Annotated in this window: 18 protein-coding genes; 12 read left to right on the top strand and 6 right to left on the bottom strand. The window is 64.3% G+C overall.

What is annotated here, in order from left to right; all coding sequences use genetic code 11:
- Nucleotides 1-57: 57 nt before the first annotated feature.
- The 4 genes from P8H27_RS12620 to P8H27_RS12635 all read left to right on the top strand — a co-directional run bounded on the left by P8H27_RS12620 (nt 58) and on the right by P8H27_RS12635 (nt 5,341).
- Nucleotides 58-561 (top strand): ureidoglycolate lyase, encoded by a 504-nt coding sequence (locus tag P8H27_RS12620; protein ID WP_289637922.1) that lies wholly within the window; start codon nt 58-60, stop codon nt 559-561.
- Nucleotides 562-608: 47 nt separating this feature from the next.
- On the top strand, nt 609-1,868 hold the full coding sequence (locus P8H27_RS12625; protein WP_289637923.1) for a urate hydroxylase PuuD: 1,260 nt from the start codon (nt 609-611) through the stop codon (nt 1,866-1,868).
- A gap of 503 nt (nt 1,869-2,371) precedes the next feature.
- On the top strand, nt 2,372-3,922 hold the full coding sequence (locus tag P8H27_RS12630) for a cation:proton antiporter family protein (protein ID WP_289637924.1): 1,551 nt from the start codon (nt 2,372-2,374) through the stop codon (nt 3,920-3,922).
- 606 nt (nt 3,923-4,528) lie between these two features.
- Nucleotides 4,529-5,341, top strand: coding sequence for an outer membrane protein OmpK (locus P8H27_RS12635; RefSeq protein WP_289637925.1), 813 nt, complete (start codon nt 4,529-4,531; stop codon nt 5,339-5,341).
- Between the two features lie 261 nt (nt 5,342-5,602).
- Here P8H27_RS12635 and P8H27_RS12640 read toward each other — a convergent pair whose 3' ends face one another.
- Nucleotides 5,603-6,424 carry a substrate-binding periplasmic protein gene (locus P8H27_RS12640; RefSeq protein WP_374761348.1) on the bottom strand — a complete coding sequence of 274 codons (822 nt, stop codon included), beginning with the start codon at nt 6,422-6,424 and terminating at the stop codon, nt 5,603-5,605.
- 74 nt (nt 6,425-6,498) lie between these two features.
- Nucleotides 6,499-7,494, bottom strand: coding sequence for a GTP 3',8-cyclase MoaA (gene moaA, locus P8H27_RS12645; protein ID WP_289637926.1), 996 nt, complete (start codon nt 7,492-7,494; stop codon nt 6,499-6,501).
- Between the two features lie 218 nt (nt 7,495-7,712).
- On the opposite strand from moaA, the gene P8H27_RS12650 reads away from it, so the two are divergent.
- Nucleotides 7,713-8,357, top strand: a complete 645-nt coding sequence (locus P8H27_RS12650) for a TetR/AcrR family transcriptional regulator (protein ID WP_289637927.1) — start codon at nt 7,713-7,715, stop codon at nt 8,355-8,357.
- 96 nt (nt 8,358-8,453) lie between these two features.
- Here P8H27_RS12650 and P8H27_RS12655 read toward each other — a convergent pair whose 3' ends face one another.
- Entirely contained in the window at nt 8,454-8,891 is a 438-nt protein-coding gene (locus P8H27_RS12655) for a heme-binding protein (RefSeq protein WP_289637928.1), read from the bottom strand.
- A gap of 333 nt (nt 8,892-9,224) precedes the next feature.
- Between P8H27_RS12655 and gcl the strand changes: the two genes are divergently transcribed.
- The 7 genes from gcl to P8H27_RS12690 all read left to right on the top strand — a co-directional run bounded on the left by gcl (nt 9,225) and on the right by P8H27_RS12690 (nt 17,938).
- A complete protein-coding gene (gene gcl / locus P8H27_RS12660) occupies nt 9,225-11,000 on the top strand; it encodes a glyoxylate carboligase (protein ID WP_289637929.1) in 1,776 nt (591 codons plus the stop codon).
- A gap of 96 nt (nt 11,001-11,096) precedes the next feature.
- Nucleotides 11,097-11,894: a hydroxypyruvate isomerase gene (hyi, locus tag P8H27_RS12665; RefSeq protein WP_289637930.1), complete on the top strand. Its 798-nt coding sequence runs from the start codon at nt 11,097-11,099 to the stop codon at nt 11,892-11,894.
- Between the two features lie 16 nt (nt 11,895-11,910).
- Complete coding sequence (locus P8H27_RS12670) at nt 11,911-12,801, top strand: 2-hydroxy-3-oxopropionate reductase (RefSeq protein ID WP_289637931.1); 891 nt, start codon at nt 11,911-11,913, stop codon at nt 12,799-12,801.
- A gap of 343 nt (nt 12,802-13,144) precedes the next feature.
- Entirely contained in the window at nt 13,145-14,419 is a 1,275-nt protein-coding gene (locus tag P8H27_RS12675; RefSeq protein WP_289637932.1) for a glycerate kinase, read from the top strand.
- Nucleotides 14,416-15,831: a pyruvate kinase gene (pyk, locus tag P8H27_RS12680; RefSeq protein WP_289637933.1), complete on the top strand. Its 1,416-nt coding sequence runs from the start codon at nt 14,416-14,418 to the stop codon at nt 15,829-15,831. Before P8H27_RS12675 ends, pyk begins: the two co-directional genes overlap by 4 nt.
- 273 nt (nt 15,832-16,104) lie before the next feature.
- Nucleotides 16,105-17,010, top strand: coding sequence for an urea transporter (locus P8H27_RS12685; RefSeq protein ID WP_289637934.1), 906 nt, complete (start codon nt 16,105-16,107; stop codon nt 17,008-17,010).
- Nucleotides 17,011-17,101: 91 nt separating this feature from the next.
- Nucleotides 17,102-17,938 (top strand): ion transporter, encoded by an 837-nt coding sequence (locus P8H27_RS12690; RefSeq protein WP_289637935.1) that lies wholly within the window; start codon nt 17,102-17,104, stop codon nt 17,936-17,938.
- 7 nt (nt 17,939-17,945) lie between these two features.
- Here the strand turns inward: P8H27_RS12690 and argR are convergent, their stop codons facing one another.
- Genes argR through P8H27_RS12705 form a run of 3 tightly spaced genes read right to left on the bottom strand, consistent with a single transcriptional unit; the run spans nt 17,946 to nt 20,862 of the window.
- A complete protein-coding gene (gene argR / locus P8H27_RS12695; RefSeq protein WP_289637936.1) occupies nt 17,946-18,926 on the bottom strand; it encodes a transcriptional regulator ArgR in 981 nt (326 codons plus the stop codon).
- Nucleotides 18,927-18,966: 40 nt separating this feature from the next.
- Nucleotides 18,967-19,731, bottom strand: a complete 765-nt coding sequence (locus tag P8H27_RS12700; protein WP_289637937.1) for an ABC transporter ATP-binding protein — start codon at nt 19,729-19,731, stop codon at nt 18,967-18,969.
- Nucleotides 19,732-19,749: 18 nt separating this feature from the next.
- On the bottom strand, nt 19,750-20,862 hold the full coding sequence (locus P8H27_RS12705; RefSeq protein ID WP_289637938.1) for a succinylglutamate desuccinylase/aspartoacylase family protein: 1,113 nt from the start codon (nt 20,860-20,862) through the stop codon (nt 19,750-19,752).
- Nucleotide 20,863 lies beyond the last annotated feature (1 nt).

The raw sequence follows: 20,863 nt of genomic DNA on the forward strand, positions 1-20,863 counted from the left end.
CCACGGCCCCCGGCTGACAGCCGGGGGCATCACGCAACAGAGAACAAGTAGACCATCATGCGCAAACTGATCATCGAGCCCCTGAGCAAAGCCGCCTTCGCCCCCTTCGGCGACGTCATCGAGACCGAGGGCAGCGAGTTCTTCATGATCAATAACGGCTCCACTCGCCGCTACCACCAGCTGGCCACGGTCGAGACCGCCCAGCCGGAGGATCAGGCGATCATCAGCATCTTCAGCGCCGAGGCCCTGCAGATGCCCCTGACCGTGCGCATGCTGGAGCGCCATCCGCTGGGCAGCCAGGCCTTCGTGCCGCTGCTCGGCCACCCCTTTCTGATCGTGGTCGCGCCAGTTGGCGATGCACCTGAATCGGAGTTGGTCCGCGCCTTCCGCAGCAACGGCAGGCAGGGCATTAATTACCATCGCGGCGTCTGGCACCACCCGGTGCTGACGATCGAAAAGCGGGATGACTTCCTGGTGGTTGATCGCAGTGGCTCCGGCAACAACTGCGATGAGCATTTCTTTACCGAGCAAGAGCAGTTACTGCTCGACCCCCACCAATAAGAGAAGCCTGACGCCGGCCTGCCGGCAGCGGGAAAGAGGTAAACACTGTGGAAGCACATTTGACTGAATGGCTGAACCTGGGCATCCGCTGGATCCACATGATCACCGGCATCGCCTGGATCGGCGCATCCTTCTACTTCGTCTGGCTGGAGAACAACCTCAACCGAGTCAATCCGCGCGACGGCCTGGCCGGCGACCTCTGGGCGATCCACGGCGGCGGCATCTACCACCTGGAAAAATACAAGCTGGCCCCGCCGAAGATGCCGGACAACCTGCACTGGTTCAAGTGGGAGGCCTACTTCACCTGGCTGTCGGGTATTGCCCTGATGCTGGTGGTCTACTACCTCAACCCTAGCCTGTACCTGGTCAAGCCTGGCGTTGATCTGGCACCGGAAATGGCCATTGTCGTCGGCTTCGGCTCAATGATTGCGGGCTACGTGGCCTACCACTTGCTCTGCGACTCGGCCCTCGGCAAGCAACCGGCCCTGCTCGGTGCGGTGCTGTTCGTCCTGCTGATCGCGGCGGCCTATGGCTTCAGCCTGATCTTCAGCGGCCGCGCGACCTATATCCATGTCGGCGCCATCATCGGCACCATCATGGTCGGCAACGTATTCTTCACCATCATGCCGGCCCAGCGCGCCCTGGTTAAGGCCATCGAAGACAACAGCACACCCGACCCGCTGCTGCCGGCCAAGGGCTTGCTGCGTTCGCGGCACAACAACTACTTCACCCTGCCGGTGCTGTTCATCATGATCAGCAACCACTTCCCGAGCACCTACGGCAGCCAGTACAACTGGTTGATCCTGGCGGGCATCGCCATCCTGGCGGTATTGGTGCGCCACTACTTCAACACCCGCCACGCCAGCAACCAGTTCGCCTGGACCCTGCCGGCCGCCGCCCTCGGCATGATCTGCCTGGCCTATGTCACCGCCCCGCTGCGCCAGGCACCGACTGCCGCCCCGCTCGCCAGCGCGAGCAATGCCCCCGCCGCCATGGTGGCCAAGGTCACCGAGATGCCTGCCGCTACCCCGGCAACAGCGACCGGCAGCGACTTCAGTAAGGTCAACAGCGTGATCCAGCAGCGCTGCAGCGTCTGCCACTCGGCCAGCCCGAGCAGCCCGATGTTCAGTGCCGCGCCGGCCGGGGTGATGTTCGACACGCCTGAGCAGATCCACCAGCTGGCGGCGAAGATCCACGCGCAAAGCGTCGCCAGCCAGATCATGCCGCTGGGCAACATCACCCAGATGACCCAGGACGAACGCGAGCTGATCGGCGCCTGGATCGCCCAGGGCGCGCAGATCGAGTAAGCAAGGCCTCTGGACAGGCCACGGCCTGTTCTTCACTCCCTCGAGCCCGCCTATGCGCGGGCTTCTTGCTCTCTGGCCAAGCACTGCGGCTCGACTGCTTTTGCCCTCAAGCGGCCCCGCACTGGACATAGCCTTCTGCCATCCCGTTACAATGCACTGCCTCTAGCAAGCCGTTGAAAAACCACCTGCGTTGCCGATGCGTCGTTAAAAACAGGCTCAAAATGCTCATTTACAACCCGTAAACTGCGCTTTTTCGCCTGTTTTTGCCTAGCCTCGGCTGCCTCGCCTACATTTTTCAACGGCCTGCTAGCAGCCTGTCGGACTGAACACTGCCCTGCTGGGAAAATGCCGGACTTGATCGTTGTTTGCGCGTCTTTTCGTTGGATAGAGCGATTATTCGCCTCAACAGCGCGCAAAACCGCCTCAAACCGGTCTGCCCTCGCCACGAACGATCAAGCCCGACCAACTGCCAACCCGACGCCCCACGCCGACAAGGACAAGCCATGATCGAAGCCTCCTGGATCGCCTTCGCCTTCGTCATGGGCCTGGCAGTACGTGCCATAGGCCTGCCGCCACTGGTCGGTTACCTGACGGCCGGCTTCGCCCTGGCCGGCTTCGGCGAGCACCTGGGCATTGGCCTGAATGACAGCGCGGCACTGCAGCATATCGCCCACCTCGGCGTGCTCCTGCTGCTGTTCACCGTCGGCCTCAAACTCAAGCCGAGCAACCTGGTTCGGCGCGAAGTGGTCGGCGGCGGCCTGCTGCATTTCGCCATCTCCAGCCTGATTTTCCTGCCGGCCATCCAGCTGACCCTGGATCTGCCCTGGCAAGAGGGGTTACTGCTGGCCATCGCCCTGTCCTTTTCCAGCACCGTGTTGGCGGCCAAGGTACTGGAGAGCAAACGCGAACTGCGTGCCTTCCACGGTCGGGTAGCGATTGGTGTGCTGATCATCCAGGATCTGATCGCCCTGGTGGTGATGAGCCTGGCCAGCGGTGACAGCCCCTCGCCCTGGGCCTTGCTGGTATTCGCCCTGCCCTTGCTGCGACCGCTGCTGTTCCGCCTGCTGGATGCCAGCGGCCATGAGGAGCTGATGGTGCTGTTGGGTCTGCTGCTGGCGCTGGTGGTCGGTGGCTATGGCTTCGAGTTGCTGGGGCTCAGCTCGGAACTTGGCGCCCTGGCCTTTGGCGCCCTGCTGGCCAAACACAAGCGCGCCGTCGAGCTGTCCAACTCGCTGTGGAGCATCAAGGAGGTGTTCCTGGTCGGTTTCTTCCTGCAGATCGGCATCGGCGGCCTGCCGGGTGGCGATGCACTGGTCTTCGCCGTAGCGATGTCGCTGCTGCTGCCGCTCAAGGGCCTGCTGTTCTTCGGCCTGTTCCTGGTTTTCCGCCTGCGTGCGCGCAGCGCCTTCCTCAGTGCGGTCAGCCTGACCAACTACAGCGAATTCGGCCTGATCGTCGCTAGCGTGGTACTGCCGCAATGGGTCACGCCGCTGGCCATCAGCATGGCCCTGTCCTTCGTCGTTTCCGCACAACTGAACCGTATCGCCCACCCCCTCTACGACCGCCTGGCGAAGCGCTTGATTCCACTGGAGCGCGACATCCGCCACCCCGACGAACAGCCGGTCTCCCTCGGCGATGCGCAGATCCTGATCATCGGCATGGGCCGCACCGGCCGCGCCGCCTACGATCACCTCAAGGAGAAAGGCTTCAAGCTGGTCAGCCTGGATTCCGACCCGGGCATGATCGAACTGAGCACCCAGGCCGGGCGTCGGGTGCAATTCGCCGACGCCGAAGACCAGATGTTCTGGCAGAGTCTGGAGATGCCGTCGGTCGAGGCGGTGATCCTGGCCATGAACGACCAGGAAGCCAAAATCATCTCCACCCAGAAACTGCGCGAACGCGGCTTCAAGGGGCTGATCACCGCCCATGCCATGTATGAAGACATGGCCCAGCGCATCCAGGCCGCCGGCGCCGACCGCACCTACCTGACCATGAGCGAGGCCGGCAACGGCCTGGCCGAACACGTTGCCCGCGACCTGCAAGCGGGCAACTGAGCGGTTGTGAAAACCCCCCCGCCGACTGCGACCCGCCGCTGCGACAGCGCACTGGCGGGCTATTCGCTGCGTTCCTGACCCCGCCCCGCCGCTCGTTCGACATGACGGCAGGCGTCGGCACGCCTGCCGCACGCGCAACTTATTATGTGTACAATTTTTAAATAAATTGTTTTTAATATTGTGGTCAATATTGCTATAGTCAGCGCATTCTGACCGGCAAGACAGTTTTTGCCGGTATTCGGATAGAGGCGCCGTGAAGCCTCGTGCAAGCCCATGACCGTATAAAAACAACTGGCAGGCACTGACATGACCACGACTCGCACCAGGCACACCCCTGCACCCTCTGCGGGTGGCTACAACCTGATCAACCAGCTCGACGACGGCCCGGCCTTCCCTCGGCGATCTTCGCCACCCTGAACATGCTCGATCCGGTCGCCTAACCGGGAACGATGATGAGTTCGAGGCACGACTGGAAGATGCCCGCAGCGGGCTCAAGCCGAGCAGTGTCCGAACCAAGCCGCTTCGCCACAACAACCAGCCCCGGCATCGCCCTGCGGTTCGCCACAGGGAGAGAGCGTTTGCACACCCTAAAATAAGGAAAACCCGATGAAACTGAAGTACCTGCCCCACTGCCTAGCCCTGTCGGCCGGCCTGTTCGCCGGCCCCCCGGCGACTGCCGGCGATCTGCTGCACTGGCAGAACAACAGCCTGACCTACCTCTATGGCCAGGATTTCAAGATCGATCCTGAGATCCAGCAGACCGTGACCTTCGAGCACGTCGACGGCTGGAAGTACGGCGACAACTTCATGTTCCTCGATCTCATCAAGTACAACGGCGATGCCACCAATGGCGCTGGCGACGGCCATAGCTACTACGGTGAACTCCAGCCGCGCCTGTCGCTGGGCAAGATTTTCGACCAGAAGATCCAGTTCGGCCCGGTCAGCGACGTGCTGCTGGCGATGACCTACGAGTTCGGCGAAGACGACGTCGAGTCCTACCTGATCGGCCCGGGCTTCGACCTGGCGATCCCCGGCTTCGACTTCTTCCAGGTCAACTTCTACAACCGCCATACCGACGGCGACCGCCCGGGCGACAACGTCTGGCAGATCACCCCGGCCTGGAGCTACACCCTTCCGGTGGGCGAATCCGACATCGTCATCGACGGCTTCATGGACTGGGTGGTCGACAACGACGAGAACGCCCGCGGCACCTATCACGCCAACCTGCACTTCAACCCGCAGATCAAGTACGACCTGGGCAAGGCCCTGCACTGGGGCGAGAAACAGCTGTACGTCGGTATCGAGTACGACTACTGGAAAGACAAATACGGTATCGACGACGACAGCTTCCTCGGCGACGAGATTCTCGGCGGTACCGATCAGAACACCGCCAGCCTGTTGGTCAAGGTGCACTTCTGATCCAGGATTTGCCCATTGCCGGGTAGGCGGCAACGGGCAAATGGAGGGGGATCGCGCTCAGCCTGATCCCCTTTTTTATGGAATTTGCCGGTGCGACGCGCCAGCGCACGTAGGGCGTACTCGCAAAACAGTACGCCACCGCCCGAAACCGCAAGGCGATGACCGCCTTGCCTTCACCTCGGTGTTTTCCGTCGCCTCGGCGTGCCCCCGTTGCGCGCACAGCCTGGGGCCATGAACGCAACAGCGACCTTGCACCGCGTGCTACTGCTCGGTCGTCTCCCTGGCCTTCTGCCGCTCCAGGAAATCCACCTTCCACTGCTCCAGGCCCAGGTACTGCGAGTCCAGGTTGGCCTCGACCCGGTATCTGTCCTTCAACGCGGCCACCTCGGTTCGGCGCTCGAGCAGGAAGCGGTCGAAGCGCCGGATCAGCTCGGGGTGCTTGCGGCTGGACAGGTGGAAGCTGCCGCGGGTATGCGGCAGCTTGGCATCGAACACCAGAGCACCGGGACGGGCGCGGATATTGTCGAGGTAGTGGGTGGCGACCACCACGTTGAAATAGGCGCCGTCGGCGTCCTTCTTCAGCACCTGGTGGATCATCTTGCGCAGATCTTCGCTGTAGCTCAGCTGGATCTCTCCGCCGTCGATCCGCGCCTGATAGCCCCCGGGCGTCCAGCCATTGACCATGCCCAGACGCTTGAGCCGCCCGATCGGCTGTCCCTGGCGCTGCGGCGCGACCAGCACGCCGTCGACATAGCCGACCACCGCCTGGCTGTAGTGCAACTGCGTGCCGGCCTTTTGTGCCTGCCCCCAGTGACTGCTGTCCGGGTATTTGAAGTCCACCTCGTCCTGCAACAGGGCCGGCAGCAAACGCGTCACCGGCAGCACCCGGTAGCTCAGTTGCACCCCACTGTGCGTGGCGAACAGATCGAACAGCTCGCGGGCGAAGCCCTGGTATCGACCCTGCTGGTCGATGCGGTAATGCGGTGCGAAGGCCATGTCCTCGACGCCGATGACATAACTCTCGGCCTGGCTGCTGGTACAAGCCAGCAAGGCGAACAAATGGCAGACACGCATAGGCTTCACGGCAATCCTCCCGATTATTGTTGGTTTTGTTCGCCCCCTGAAGCCGCCGCGGGAGCTGGCGCGGGGCCGGCGACTCAGCCGCCGGTCATGCTCATGAAACGCAGCACCTGCACCTGCGCGTCGGTCTGGAAGTGATGGCGCTCGGGTTTGAGCTGCAGGGCCGCGACCAGAGCATCGCGCAGACGCTGGCGGTCGCCGGGGTGGCGGCGCATCAGCGCCCTGAGATCCAGGGCGTGTTCATGGCCGAGGCACAGCACCAGCTTGCCTTCGGCGGTCACCCGCACGCGATTGCAATCGCCACAGAAGTTATGGCTGTGCGGCGCGATAAAACCGATCAGCGTCTCGCTGCCGGCCACCTGCCAATAACGTGACGGGCCACCGGTCCGCTTGCTGCTGCGCACCAGCGTATGGCGCTGCTCGATACGTGCGCGCACCTCGTCGCTGGAGCAGAAGGTGTCCTGGCGTTGGTGGCTGGAGATGCTGCCCAGGGGCATCTCCTCGATAAAGCTGATGTCCAGGCCACGCGCCATGGCGAACTCGACCAGGTCGAGAACCTCGTCGTCGTTGCGGCCCTTCTGCACCACGCAATTCAGCTTGATCTTGGCAAACCCAGCGGCCCGCGCCGCCTCGATGCCGGCCAGCACCTGGTCGAGCCTGTCGCGCCGGGTAAAGGCGGCGAAGCGCTCGCGCTGCAATGAGTCCAGGCTGATGTTCAAGCGCTTGACTCCGGCCGCGCGCAGTTGCGGCGCCAGTTCGGCCAGCTGCGAGCCGTTGCTGGTAATGGCCAGATCCTCCAGCTCCGGGCGCTGGCCCAGACGCTGAAGCAGGCCGAGCAGATTGTTGCGCACCAGCGGCTCGCCACCGGTAATCCGGATGCGCCTGACCCCCAGACCGATAAAGGCATCGGCCACGGCATACAGCTCTTCCAGACTGAGGATCTGCGCCCGCGGAGCGAAGACCATGTCCTCGCTCATACAGTAGGTGCAGCGAAAGTCGCAGCGATCGGTAACCGATAACCGCAGGTAGGTGATGCGCCGACCGAAGGGGTCGACCAGCTGGGTGTTGGGCACAGCAGGTCTCCAGTGTTCAAGGAGGCGGGATATTTGCGATGAATCGCGAGAAACAGATGAAAACAGAAAGCCTAAAAATTGTATACATTTACCTGACCAAAAGATCAGATAAACCGCTCGCAGCCCCGCAGGGCGCCTGCTTGAGGCCGGCGCAAGGCCGGTGCTACCATGCCCGACCGCTGCCCGGCGCCGGGTGACACGAGAATGTATAGAGGCTTATGACCAGTATCCGCGAGCGCAACAAAGAGCTGATCTTGCGCGCAGCCAGCGAAGAGTTCGCCGACAAGGGTTTTGCCGCCAGCAAGACCAGCGATATCGCCGCCAAGGCCGGAGTGCCCAAGCCCAACGTCTATTACTACTTCAAGTCGAAAGAGCACCTCTACCGCGAGGTGCTGGAAAGCATTATCGAGCCGCTGCTGCAGGCTTCGGCGCCGTTCAATCAGCCCGGCAATCCGGCCGAAGTGCTCAAGGCCTATATCCACTCGAAGATCCGCATTTCCCGCGAGCTGCCCTCTGCCTCCAAGGTGTTCGCCAGCGAGATCATGCACGGCGCGCCGCATCTGTCCGCCGAACAGGCCGAGCAGCTCAACGCCCAGGCCCAGCACAACATCGCCTGCATCCAGCGCTGGATCGAGCAGGGCCTGATGGCCAAGGTCGACCCGCATCACCTGATGTTCAGCATCTGGGCCGCAACCCAGACCTATGCCGACTTCGATTGGCAGATCGCCACCGTCACCGGCAAGGCCAGCCTGGATGATGCCGATTACGAAGCGGCCACCCAGACCATCATCCGCTTGGTGATCAAGGGCTGCGAGATCGTCGAAAACCAGCCAAGCGCCTCCGAGCAGGTCACCCGCGTTTAGGGGCGCCGCACCACGCAAACCGTAGCGCACTACTCGCCCGCTAGATGATCGCTGCGACGCAATAACGGCGGGCTGCCGCTGCGCGCCGGGGCCGGCCTACATCAGGCCTGCATCGGCCTTGAACCCTACCGCCTGCACCGCGCCGATCGCGCATTGCTCGTCGATATCCGAGGTATCGCCGGTGATGCCGATGGCGCCGAGCACCTCGTCCCGCTCATCGCGGATCAGTACGCCACCCGGTGCCGGCACCAGCTTGCCGTCGGCCAGGTTGTTCAGCGCGCCGATAAACGCCGGCCGCTGCTGCGCATCGGCAGCGATGGCGCGCGAGCCCTTGCCCAGGGCGACCGCGCCCCAGGCCTTGGCGATGGCGATCTGCGGGCGCAACAGGCTCGCGCCGTCTTCACGCTGCAGACTGATCAGGTGGCCACCGGCATCCAGCACGGCGACGGTCAAAGGCGCGGCGCTGATCTCGCGCCCGAGCGCCAGGGCGCGGTTGCTGATCAGGGTGGCGGTATTCAAGTCCAGGGTGCTCATAGGTAGCCCTTCCTCAATGGTGATAAGTCGAACGAAGCGCCAGGCACAGCCGCCTTTGGCAAGGAAAACCGGCGTGCTGGCAAGCAAAAACTCGCCCTCACTATCCCACCAGAAACAAAAAAAACAATAGACAGACACAATATACAGCTGCTTTGTATACAATTAATCGACCGCCTCCCCCTCACCCGCGCGCCATACCGCTGAAACAGGCGTTTCAAAAGATTTTCCCGCAGGCCTCGCTGGCAGAAAAAATGTTGACCTCGCGGTCATGTTCTGAATAGAATCGGTCGCAGCTGTTTTGTATACAATCTTAAAACAAAAGAGGCACAAATAATGGCCAGAATGAGAGCAATCGAGGCCGCCGTCCTGGTGATGCGCCGCGAAGGCGTTGACACGGCGTTCGGCATTCCCGGCGCGGCGATCAACCCGCTGTACGCCGCCCTGCAGAAAGTCGGCGGCATCGACCACGTCCTGGCGCGTCACGTCGAAGGCGCCTCGCACATGGCCGAGGGCTACACCCGCACCAATGTCGGCAACATCGGCGTGTGCATCGGCACCTCAGGCCCGGCCGGCACCGACATGGTCACCGGGCTGTACTCGGCCAGCGCCGACTCCATCCCGATCCTGTGCATCACCGGCCAGGCGCCGCGTGCCCGCATGCACAAGGAGGACTTCCAGGCCGTCGACATCACCAGCATCGTCGCGCCGGTGACCAAGTGGGCGACCACCGTGATGGAGCCGGGCCAAGTGCCGCGTGCCTTCCAGAAGGCCTTCTATGAAATGCGCAGCGGCCGTCCGGGCCCGGTGCTGATCGACCTGCCGTTCGACGTGCAGATGGCCGAGATCGAGTTCGACATCGACGCCTACCAGCCGCTACCGCTGGCCAAGCCGGCGGCCAACCGCATCCAGGCCGAGAAGGCCCTGGCCATGTTGAACGACGCCGAGCGCCCCTTGCTGGTCGCCGGTGGTGGCATCTTCAACGCCGACGCGGCGGACAAGCTGGTCGAATTCGCCGAGCTGACCGGCGTGCCGGTGGTTCCGACCCTGATGGGCTGGGGCGCGATCCCGGACGACCACAAGCTGATGGTCGGCATGGTCGGCCTGCAGACCTCGCACCGTTACGGCAACGCCACCCTGCTGGCCTCCGACCTGGTGTTCGGCATCGGCAACCGTTGGGCCAACCGCCACACCGGCAGCGTCGAGGTCTATACCGAAGGCCGTAAGTTCATCCACGTCGACATCGAGCCGACCCAGATCGGCCGCGTGTTCAACCCGGATCTGGGCATCGTCTCCGACGCCGCTGCCGCGCTGGAGGTCTTTATCGAAGTGGCCCGCGAGTGGCAAGCCGCCGGCAAACTGAAGGATCGCAGCGCCTGGGTGGAAGCCTGCCAGGAGCGCAAGCGCACCCTGCAGCGCAAGACCCACTTCGACAACGTGCCGGTCAAGCCGCAGCGCGTGTACGAAGAGATGAACGAGTTCTTCGGCAAGGACACCTGCTACGTCAGCACCATCGGTCTGTCGCAGATCGCCGGCGCGCAGTTCCTCCACGTCTACAAGCCGCGCCACTGGATCAACTGTGGCCAGGCCGGCCCGCTCGGCTGGACCATTCCGGCGGCCCTGGGTGTGGTCAAGGCCGACCCCTCGCGTTCCGTGGTGGCGCTGTCCGGCGACTACGACTTCCAGTTCATGATCGAAGAACTGGCGGTCGGCGCGCAGTTCAACCTGCCGTACATCCACGTGGTGGTGAACAACTCCTACCTGGGTCTGATCCGCCAGGCGCAGCGCGGCTTCGAGATGGACTACTGCGTGCAGTTGGCCTTCGAAAACATCAACGCGCCGGAGATCAACGGTTACGGCGTCGACCACGTCGCCGTGGTCGAAGGCCTGGGCTGCAAGGCGATCCGCGTATTCGAGCCGAACGACATCCAGGCCGCCCTGGCCAAGGCCAAGGCACTGATGGAAGAGTTCCGCGTGCCGGTAGTGGTGGAGATCATCCTGGAGCGGGTGACCAACATCTCCATGGGCGTCGAGATCAACGCGGTCAACGAGTTCGAAGCACTGGCCGAACGCGGCGCCGACGCGCCAACTGCGATCTCCATGCTGGATTGATGCAGCCGTAGGGTGGAAAACCGCGAAGCGTTTTCCACCACCGCTTGGTGGATGTGCTGCGCGACATCCACCCTACGAACTTGAAAGGAGCCAACCATGCCCCGTTTTGCCGCCAACCTGTCCATGCTGTTCACCGAGGTGGACTTCCTCGAGCGTTTCGCCGCCGCCGCCGACGCCGGCTTCAGCGGTGTCGAGTACCTGTTTCCCTACGATTTTCCGGCCGAGGCGATCAAGGCCCGCCTGGACGCCAACGGCCTGACCCAGGTGCTGTTCAACCTGCCCGCCGGCGACTGGGCCAAGGGCGAGCGCGGCATCGCCTGCCACCCGGATCGGGTCGAGGAATTCCGCGCCGGCGTGGATAAGGCCATCGCCTACGCCCAGGTGCTGGGCAACACGCAGATCAATTGCCTGGCCGGCATCCGCCCGCAGGGGCTGGATTGCGCCAGCGTCGAGCGGTGCTTCGTCGACAACCTCAAGTACGCCGCAGGCAAGCTCGAAGCCGCGGGTATCAAGCTGGTCATGGAGATGATCAACACCCGCGACATCCCCGGCTTCTACCTGTGCACCACCCAGCAGGCGCTGGCCATTCGCGACAAGGTCGGCAGCGCCAACCTGTACCTGCAATACGACATCTACCACATGCAAATTATGGAAGGCGATCTGGCCCGTAGCCTGGAGAGCAACCTGGCCGCGATCAACCATGTGCAGCTGGCCGACAACCCGGGCCGCAACGAGCCGGGTACCGGCGAGATCAACTACCGCTTCCTGTTCGAGCACCTGGATCGCATCGGCTACCAGGGCTGGATCGGCTGCGAGTACAAGCCCGCCACCACCACCGCCGCCGGCCTTGGCTGGATGGCTCCCCACCAGAACAGCATGCACAACGCCATCTAATCAGAGGAGAACTCTCATGGCTAAAATCGGATTTATCGGCACCGGCATCATGGGCAAACCCATGGCGCAGAACCTGCAAAACGCCGGGCATACCCTGTTCTTCTCCGAACACTTCGAGAAGGCCCCGGCCGAGCTGATCGGCGACCACGGCATCGGCCTGGCCAACCCGCGCGAAGTGGCGCAGGAAGCCGAATTCATCATCGTCATGGTGCCGGACACCCCGCAGGTCGACGACGTGCTGTTCCGCCAGGACGGCGTGGCCGAGGGTGTGGGCGCCGGCAAGGTGGTGATCGACATGAGCTCGATCTCCCCCACCGCCACCAAGACCTTCGCCGAGAAGATCAAGGCCACTGGCGCCGAGTACCTCGACGCCCCGGTGTCCGGCGGCGAAGTCGGCGCCAAGGCGGCGACCCTGAGCATCATGGTCGGCGGCAGCGAGGCGGCCTTCGAGCGCACCCTGCCGCTGTTCCAGGCGATGGGCAAGAACATCACCCGGGTCGGCGGCAACGGCGACGGCCAGACCGCCAAGGTGGCCAACCAGATCATCGTCGCCCTGAACATCCAGGCGGTGGCCGAAGCCCTGCTGTTCGCCGCCAGGAACGGCGCCGATCCGGCCAAGGTGCGCGAGGCGCTGATGGGCGGCTTCGCCGGCTCGAAGATCCTCGAGGTGCACGGCGAGCGCATGATCAAGGGCACCTTCGACCCGGGCTTCCGCATCAGCCTGCACCAGAAGGACCTCAACCTGGCCCTGGCCGGCGCCCGCGAGTTGGGCCTGAACCTGCCCAACACCGCCAACGCCCAGCAGGTGTTCAGCACCTGCGCGGCCATCGGCGGCAGCAACTGGGATCACTCGGCGCTGATCAAAGGGTTGGAGCACATGGCCAACTTCTCGATCCGCAAGGAGTAAAGCGCCTTTGATCGTTCCCACGCTCCGCGTGGGAACGCCTCTGAGGACGCTCCAGCGTCTGCTGTAGTGACGCAGAGCGTCACGGGCTACATGCCCACGCAGAGCATGGGCACAACCAGCAATGCCCCGCGTGAGAACGCGCGGCATCTGCGTGCAACGAGCAACACATCGGCTGACTGATCCAAGGTAGGTTGGAGCGGTCAGCCGATACCCCTTTCGATTTGCCCGGCAGGCGGTGTCACGGCCTGCCTGCCGGGTGGGTCGATTCCAGTGCACAGCGTCCGCGCGGCGGACGTTGCGCACTAGAATCGAAGTTGAATCAGCGATAACCAGAGAGCCTGCCATGTCCATCGATCCGCAAAGCCTGTTGCGCGAACTGTTCGCCGCCGCCATCGACGCCGCCCACCCGCGCCAGGTTCTGGCCGACTGCCTGCCGGCCGACCGCAGCGGTCGGCTCATCGTCATCGGCGCCGGCAAGGCCGCCGCGGCCATGGCCGAGGTGGTCGAGCGCGAGTGGCAGGGCGAGGTGTCCGGCCTGGTGGTGACCCGCTACGGGCACGGCGCCGACTGCCGCAAGATCGAGGTGGTGGAGGCCGCCCACCCGGTGCCGGACGATGCCGGCGAACGGGTGGCCCGGCGGGTGCTGCAACTGGTCAGCAACCTGCAGAAATCCGACCGGGTGATCTTCCTTCTCTCCGGCGGCGGCTCCTCGCTGTTGGCCCTGCCGGCCGAGGGCATCACACTCAAAGACAAGCAGGCGATCAACAAGGCCCTGCTCAAGTCCGGCGCGACCATCGGCGAGATGAACTGCGTGCGCAAGCACCTCTCGGCGATCAAGGGCGGGCGCCTGGCCAAGGCCTGCTGGCCGGCCAGCGTCTACACCTACGCGATCTCCGATGTGCCGGGCGACGAGGCCACGGTGATCGCCTCCGGCCCGACCGTGGCCGACCCGACCACCTCGGTGCAGGCCCTGGCGATTCTCGCCCGCTACAGCATCGAGATTCCGGCCAAGGTGCGCGCCTGGCTGCAGGATCCGCGCTCGGAAACGCTCAAGCCCGGCGACCCCTGCCTGGCGCGCAGCCACTTCCAGCTGATCGCCACCCCGCAGCAGTCGCTCGAGGCCGCCGCCGGCAAAGCCCGCGCCGCCGGCTTGCCGGTGTTGATCCTCGGCGATCTGGAGGGCGAGTCGCGCGAGGTGGCCAAAGTGCATGCCGGCATCGCCAGGCAGGTGGTCCTGCACGGCCAGCCGATCCAGGCGCCCTGCGTGATCCTCTCCGGCGGCGAGACCACCGTGACGGTACGCGGCCAAGGCCGCGGCGGGCGCAACGCCGAGTTCCTGCTGAGCCTGACCGACAGCCTCAAGGGCCTGCCCGGGGTCTATGCCCTGGCCGGCGACACCGATGGCATCGACGGCTCGGAAGACAACGCCGGCGCCCTGATGACCCCCGACAGCTATGCCCGCGCCACGGCGCTGGGCCTGAGCAGCAGCTTTGAACTGGACAACAACAATGGCTACGGCTACTTCGCCGCCCTCGACCAACTGCTCCACACCGGGCCGACCCGTACCAATGTCAACGACTTCCGCGCCATTCTGATTCTCGAGGAACCCGCCCAATGACACCCGACAAGAAAGTAAAGATCCTCGCCACCCTCGGCCCGGCGATCAAAAGCAAAGACGACATCCGCCAGTTGGTCGAGGCCGGGGTCAACCTGTTCCGCCTCAACTTCAGCCACGGCGAACACGCCGACCACGCCCAGCGCTACACCTGGGTGCGTGAAGTGGAACAACAGCTGAACACCCCGATCGGCATCCTCATGGATCTGCAGGGGCCCAAGCTGCGGGTCGGCCGTTTTGCCGAGGGCAAGGTCAACCTGGAACGCGACCAAGCCTTCCGCCTCGACCTCGACCCGACGCCCGGCACCGCACAACGGGCCAACCTGCCCCACCAGGAAATCATCGAGGCGCTGCAGCCGGGGATGAACCTGCTGCTCGACGACGGCCGCCTGCGCCTGCAAGTGACCGCCAAGCAGGCCGACGGGGTCGACACCCGGGTGATAGCCGGCGGCGAGCTGTCCGACCGCAAGGGGGTCAACGTGCCGGAGGCCGTGCTGCAACTGAGTCCGCTGACCGAGAAGGATCGCCGCGACCTGACTTTCGGCCTGGAGCTGGGGGTGGACTGGGTGGCGCTGTCGTTCGTCCAGCGCCCCGAGGACATCGTCGAGGCCCGCGAGCTGATCGGTGGCAAGGCCTTTCTGATGGCCAAGATCGAGAAGCCCTCGGCGGTCACCCACCTGGAAGAGATCGCCCGCCTCTGCGATGCGATCATGGTCGCCCGTGGCGATCTGGGCGTGGAAGTGCCGGCGGAAAACGTGCCGCGCATCCAGAAGGACATCGTCCGCACCTGCCGCCAGCTCGGCCGGCCGGTGGTGGTGGCCACCCAGATGCTCGAGTCCATGCGCTTCTCGCCGGCACCGACCCGCGCCGAGGTCACCGACGTAGCCAACGCCGTGGCCGAAGGCGCCGACGCGCTGATGCTCTCGGCCGAGACCGCTTCCGGCGACTACCCGCTGGAAGCCGTGCAGATGATGAGCAAGATCATCCGCCAGGTGGAGAACGGCCCGGACTTCCAGGCCCAGCTCGACGTCAGCCGCCCGCAGGCCGAGGCCACCGCCTCGGATGCGATCAGCTGCGCGATCCGCCGTATCAGCGGCATTCTGTCGGTGGCCGCGTTGGTCAACTACACCGAGTCCGGCGCCAGCAGCCTGCGCGCCTCGCGCGAACGACCGACGGCGCCGATCCTCAGCCTGACGCCGAACCTGCATACCGCCCGCCGTCTGAGTGTGGCCTGGGGCATCTACTCGGTGGTCAACGAACGCCTGCACCAAGTCGAGGAAGTCACCCGCACCGCCGTGGAAATCGCCCAGGCCCAGGGCATGGCCCAACGCGGCGACACCCTGGTGATCACCGCCGGCGAACCCTTCGGCCAACCGGGCAGCACCAACAGCCTGCGCATCGAAACGCTGCACTGAACGTAGAGTGGGTTAGCGGCGCGGCACGCGATGCTGGAACAATGCGGTATCGGAGCGCCGCGTAACCCAGCGGTTTCTTTGCCCGTCTGCCGGAACCCAATGGAGGCTTAGGGCGCAGTGAAATTCCCCTCAACCCGGGAGCAATGTGTCCTGCGCCTAACCCACCTTGCCAGCTGTAGGCGTAAACTCCATCGCTCCAACTCTGGCATCGCCAGTTTCCAGGCGCCCACGGCTCAGGCGGTGGGCGCCTCTTTTTATTCAGGCCGACCGTGCATGCACAAGCTGTCTCTGCCAGCCCGCGCCCGACGTGACTTGCGCGCCCTGCTCAACGGCTTCAGCCAGATCTTCCTGCTGAGCCACCCCGGCTGCGGCCTGCTGGTCGTGCTGGCGATCCTGATCGGCGCGCCGCAATTGCTCGGCGGCGCCCTGCTCGGCGGTCTGAGCGGCATGCTCATCGCGCAACGGCGCGGCTACCCGAGCGCCGATATCGAGCAGGGTCTGTACGGCTACAACGGCATCCTGCTCGGCCTGCTGATCGGTGTGCAGTTCAGTTGGACGCCGCTGTTGCCGCTGCTGATCATCCTCGGTGCCGGCCTGTCGAGCCTGGGTCTTGCGCCCTGGATGCGCTGCATGCGTGAACGCCAGTGGCTGCCGGCCTTTACCTTGCCCTTTGTCGCCTTAAGCTGGCTGCTGCTGTGGCTGGCAACGCCGCTGCAATTGGATCTGCAAAGCACGGCCGCAAGCCAGCCCCATCCGCTCGACTGGCTTGGCAGCCTGGCCGCCATAGCCCGCGGTTTGGCTCAGGTGATTTTCCTCGACCAGCCGCTGGCCGGGGCTTGCCTGTTGCTCGGCTTACTTTTGGCCGATCGCCGCGCCGCCTGCTGGGCCCTGCTCGGTTCGGCTGGCGGCTTGGCACTAGGCCTGCTTCAGGAGCTGCCGCAGCACGATGCCCTGACCGGTCTGTATGGCTACAACGGTGCCCTGGCGGCCATCGCCCTCAGCCAGGTGCAGCGCCGCCCCTGGTTGCCCTGGTTGGGAATTGTCCTGGCCCTGCTGCTGCAGCTCGGCTTCACCGGCCTGGGCCTGCCGCCGCTGACCATGCCGTTCATCCTCGCCTGCTGGCTGGTTCGGGCCAGCCAGCGACGGCTGCGGCAAGCGACCGCAGAATCCACGCGATAGACGCGCAATGCTTGCATCCTAGTGGCACAACTCCCTAGGCTGATGGCCATTACCTCCGCCACCGGTACAGCAAGGGAGCCGAAGCCCGGCCATGAACACTTCAACGGACTGGCGCCAGCGCCTGTACATCATCATCTTCCATACCGACACCCCGGCCGGGCAGCGCTTCGACAACTGGCTGCTGCTGACCATCCTGGCCAGCCTGGTGGTGGTCATGCTCGACAGCGTGAGCGATGTTCACGATCAGTTCGGCGCCTGGCTGAAAGCTTTCGAGTGGGCCTTTACCCTGCTGTTCGCTGTCGAGTACAGCGTGCGCCTGTACTGCTCGCCCAAGCCGCTGCGCTATGCCTTCAGCTTCTATGGCCTGGTCGACCTACTGGCCGTGCTACCGGCCATCCTTGCGCTGCTGTTCGCCGACGCCCAGTACCTGCTGATCATCCGGGTGATCCGCATGCTACGGGTATTTAGGGTGCTCAAGCTCAGCCCCTATCTGCGCCAGGCCAACTTCCTGCTCACCGCATTGCGCGGCAGCCGGCAGAAGATCATCGTGTTCTTCGCCACTATCGCCATCCTGGTCACCGTGTTCGGCACCCTGATGTACGTGATCGAAGGGCCGGTCAACGGCTTCACCAGCATTCCCAAAGGCATCTACTGGGCCGTGGTCACCCTGACCACCGTGGGCTTTGGCGATATCGTGCCGAAAACCGCCCTGGGTCAGGCGCTGTCGACCCTGGTGATGATCACCGGTTATTCGATCATCGCCGTGCCCACCGGCATCTTCACCGCCGAACTGGCCAGCGCCATGCGCGGCGGCGACCAGCTCCGGCAAGACTGCCCGAGCTGCGCGAAGGATTTTCACGAACACGGCGCGGCGTTTTGCAGTCGCTGCGGCAACCCGCTGTTTCCGCATCAGGCCGCCGCCGAATAGCCCGGTCTCAACCGCGTTCGACCGGCGCCGAAGTCAACTCGAAGGGGCTGTTGCTGCGCCGCTGGTTGCGGTCTTCGCGCGGGGTGGCGCCGAAGAAGTTGCGGTAGGCACTGGAGAAGTGCGGACCGGAGGAGAAGCCGCAAGACAGGCCGATCTGGATGATCGACTTGCTGGTCTGCATCAGCAGTTGGCGTGCCTTGTTCAGGCGCAGTTCCAGGTAGTACTGGCTGGGTACGCGGTTGAGATACTGCTTGAAGATGCGCTCCAGCTGGCGGCGCGAGACGCAGACGTGCTGGGCGATCTCGTCGGTGGTCAGCGGCTCTTCGATGTTCGCCTCCATCAGCAGCACCGCCTGGGTCAGCTTGGGGTGGCTGGAGCCCAGGCGATTCTGCAATGGAATGCGCTGACGCTCGCTGCCCTCGCGGATCCGCTCGACCACCAGCTCTTCCGACACCGCCCCGGCCAGCTCGGCACCGTGATCGCGGGCCAGCAGGGCCAGCAGCAGATCGAGCACGGCCAGACCGCCGCAAGCGCTGAGACGATCACGATCCCAATCGAACAGGTGGCTGGTGGCGATGACCTTGGGGAAACGCTCGCTGAAGTCGTCCTGCCAGCGCCAGTGCACGGCGGCGCGATAGCCGTCGAGCAGACCCAGTTGCGCCAGCGGATAGACCCCGGCGGATATCCCGCCGATCACGCAGCCGCCACGCACCAGTTGCTTGAGCGCGCCGGACAGGGCCAAGGGCATTGGCGCGGGCGGCTCGTCGGCGAGCAGGAAGAGCTTTTGCAAACCCTCCAGCTTGCCCGCCCAGGCTCCTCCCGGCAGACGCCAGGCACCTTCGGCCGGGCTCTCGGCCTGCAGAAACGACAGTTCGTAGACCACGTCCGGGTGGACGCGCTGAGCAACGCGCAAGGCTTCCTCGGCCAAGGCCAGGGTCAGGGGCTTGCAGTTGGGCCAAAGCAGGAAGCCGATTCGATGGGCAGTCATGGGGCAGTTTAGGCTCTGTGAACGGACAAGGGGATGCCGCTCACTTAAGGCTACCAGAGAGGAACTGCTGAAGGCGCTCGGATTGTGGCTTAAGCAGCACCTCGCGCGGGTCGCCACGCTCCTCGACCACCCCCTTATGGAGGAACACCAACTGGTTGGACACCTCACGGGCGAAGCCCATTTCGTGGGTGACCACCACCATGGTACGGCCTTCCTGGGCCAGATCCTGCATCACCTTGAGCACCTCGCCGACCAGTTCCGGGTCGAGTGCCGAGGTCGGCTCGTCGAACAGCATCACTTCCGGCTCCATGGCCAGGGCGCGGGCAATCGCCACACGCTGCTGCTCGCCGCCGGACATATGCGCCGGGTAGGCGTCCTTGCGGTGGGCCACGCCGACCTTGTTCAGGTAGTGTTCGGCTTTATCCCGGGCTTCGGCCTTGGCGATACCGAGCACATGCACCGGCGCTTCCATGACGTTTTCCAGGGCGCTCATGTGCGACCACAGGTTGAAGTGCTGAAACACCATGGCCAGGCGCGAGCGCATGCGCTGCAACTGCTTGGGGTCGGCGGCCTTGAGCGCGCCCTCCTTGTTGGCCACCAGCTTCAGCTCTTCGCCGTTGAGCAGAATCTTGCCGCCGTGGGGTTGTTCGAGCAGGTTGATGCAGCGCAGGAAGGTACTCTTGCCCGAGCCACTGGAGCCGATGATGCTGATCACGTCACCCGCCTTGGCCGCCAGGGACACGCCCTTGAGCACTTCGTGGCTGCCGTAGCGCTTGTGCAGATCCTGAACTTCGAGTTTGTACATGGTTTCCACTCTCTTGAATCAGTCGCTGAGCAAGCGACCCTGGCGAATAGGGGTACGACCGGCGACCTTGGCCAGCCACAAACCGGGCTGGGCAAAGCGCATCCGTTCGCGAACGTAAAGCACACCATCGGTCGAAGCGCAGACGGTGCTATGGCGATCGCTCAGCGGATCGATCACCTCGAACAGTGGATCGCCGGCCCTGACCTGCGCCCCCACCGGCTGCAGAAAACTCACCACTCCGGCATGCGGTGCACAGGCATATTCGGCGCCTTCGAAAGGCGTGGCCTCGCAGCAATCCGCCGGAGCCGCGGCCCAATCGCCAGCGATCAGGCCCTGCTCGGCGAGAAACGCCAGAATACTCTCGGCACTGGCTGCGGCCTGCTCCTTGCCGGTGTCGGCCATGCCGCCCAGCTCGACCGTGGCCGCCAGGCAAGCCAGCGGAATATCGGCCTCGGGGAAATGCCGGGCCAGACGCAACCAGGGCAGCGAACAGGATTCGTCGAAGGAGCTGCCGCCGCCATCTTCGGTCGTCAGCACCGCACCGGCCTGCAGGCGGGCGGCCAATGAGCGCAGTTGCGGCCATTGCTGCGGCAGGCTGTAGAGATGCACCACGGCCTCGAAATCACAGTGCAGGTCGAGTACCACGTCGGCATCGCAGGCGTGCTTGAGCAGCAGGCGTTGCAAACCCTGCAGCTCGGACTGCGCCGCCGGCAGATCGTCCAGCGCCTCCTGCATGGCCGCGCGAATCAGACGCACATTGGTCGGCCCATCGCCGCCCAGACTGCCGTGCAGCGCCGGGGCTATAGCTTCGGCCAACGCCGGGAAGTCGCGATTGAAGTTCTTGCCGCTGGCGAACTCGAAACGGCCCAGCTGGGCAGCCTGGATCACCTGCCCCAGGCCGATCGGGTTGGCCACCGGCACCAGTTCGATCACCCCGCTCAAGCGCCCCTGAGCCTCCAGCTCGCGCAGCCGCCGCTTGAGTTCCACCGCCACCCGCATGCCTGGCATCTCATCGGCATGCAGCGCGGCCTGGATGTAGGCCTTGCATAGGCCGCTGCCAAAGCGGAATACGCTCAGGCGGCGCTCCGTGCCTGGTGCGCTCCAGGGCAGCGAATGATCGATGCGTTGCATC

The organism is Pseudomonas sp. sp1636 (assembly GCF_030376615.1).
In the GTDB taxonomy this organism is placed as follows: Bacteria; Pseudomonadota; Gammaproteobacteria; order Pseudomonadales; family Pseudomonadaceae; genus Aquipseudomonas.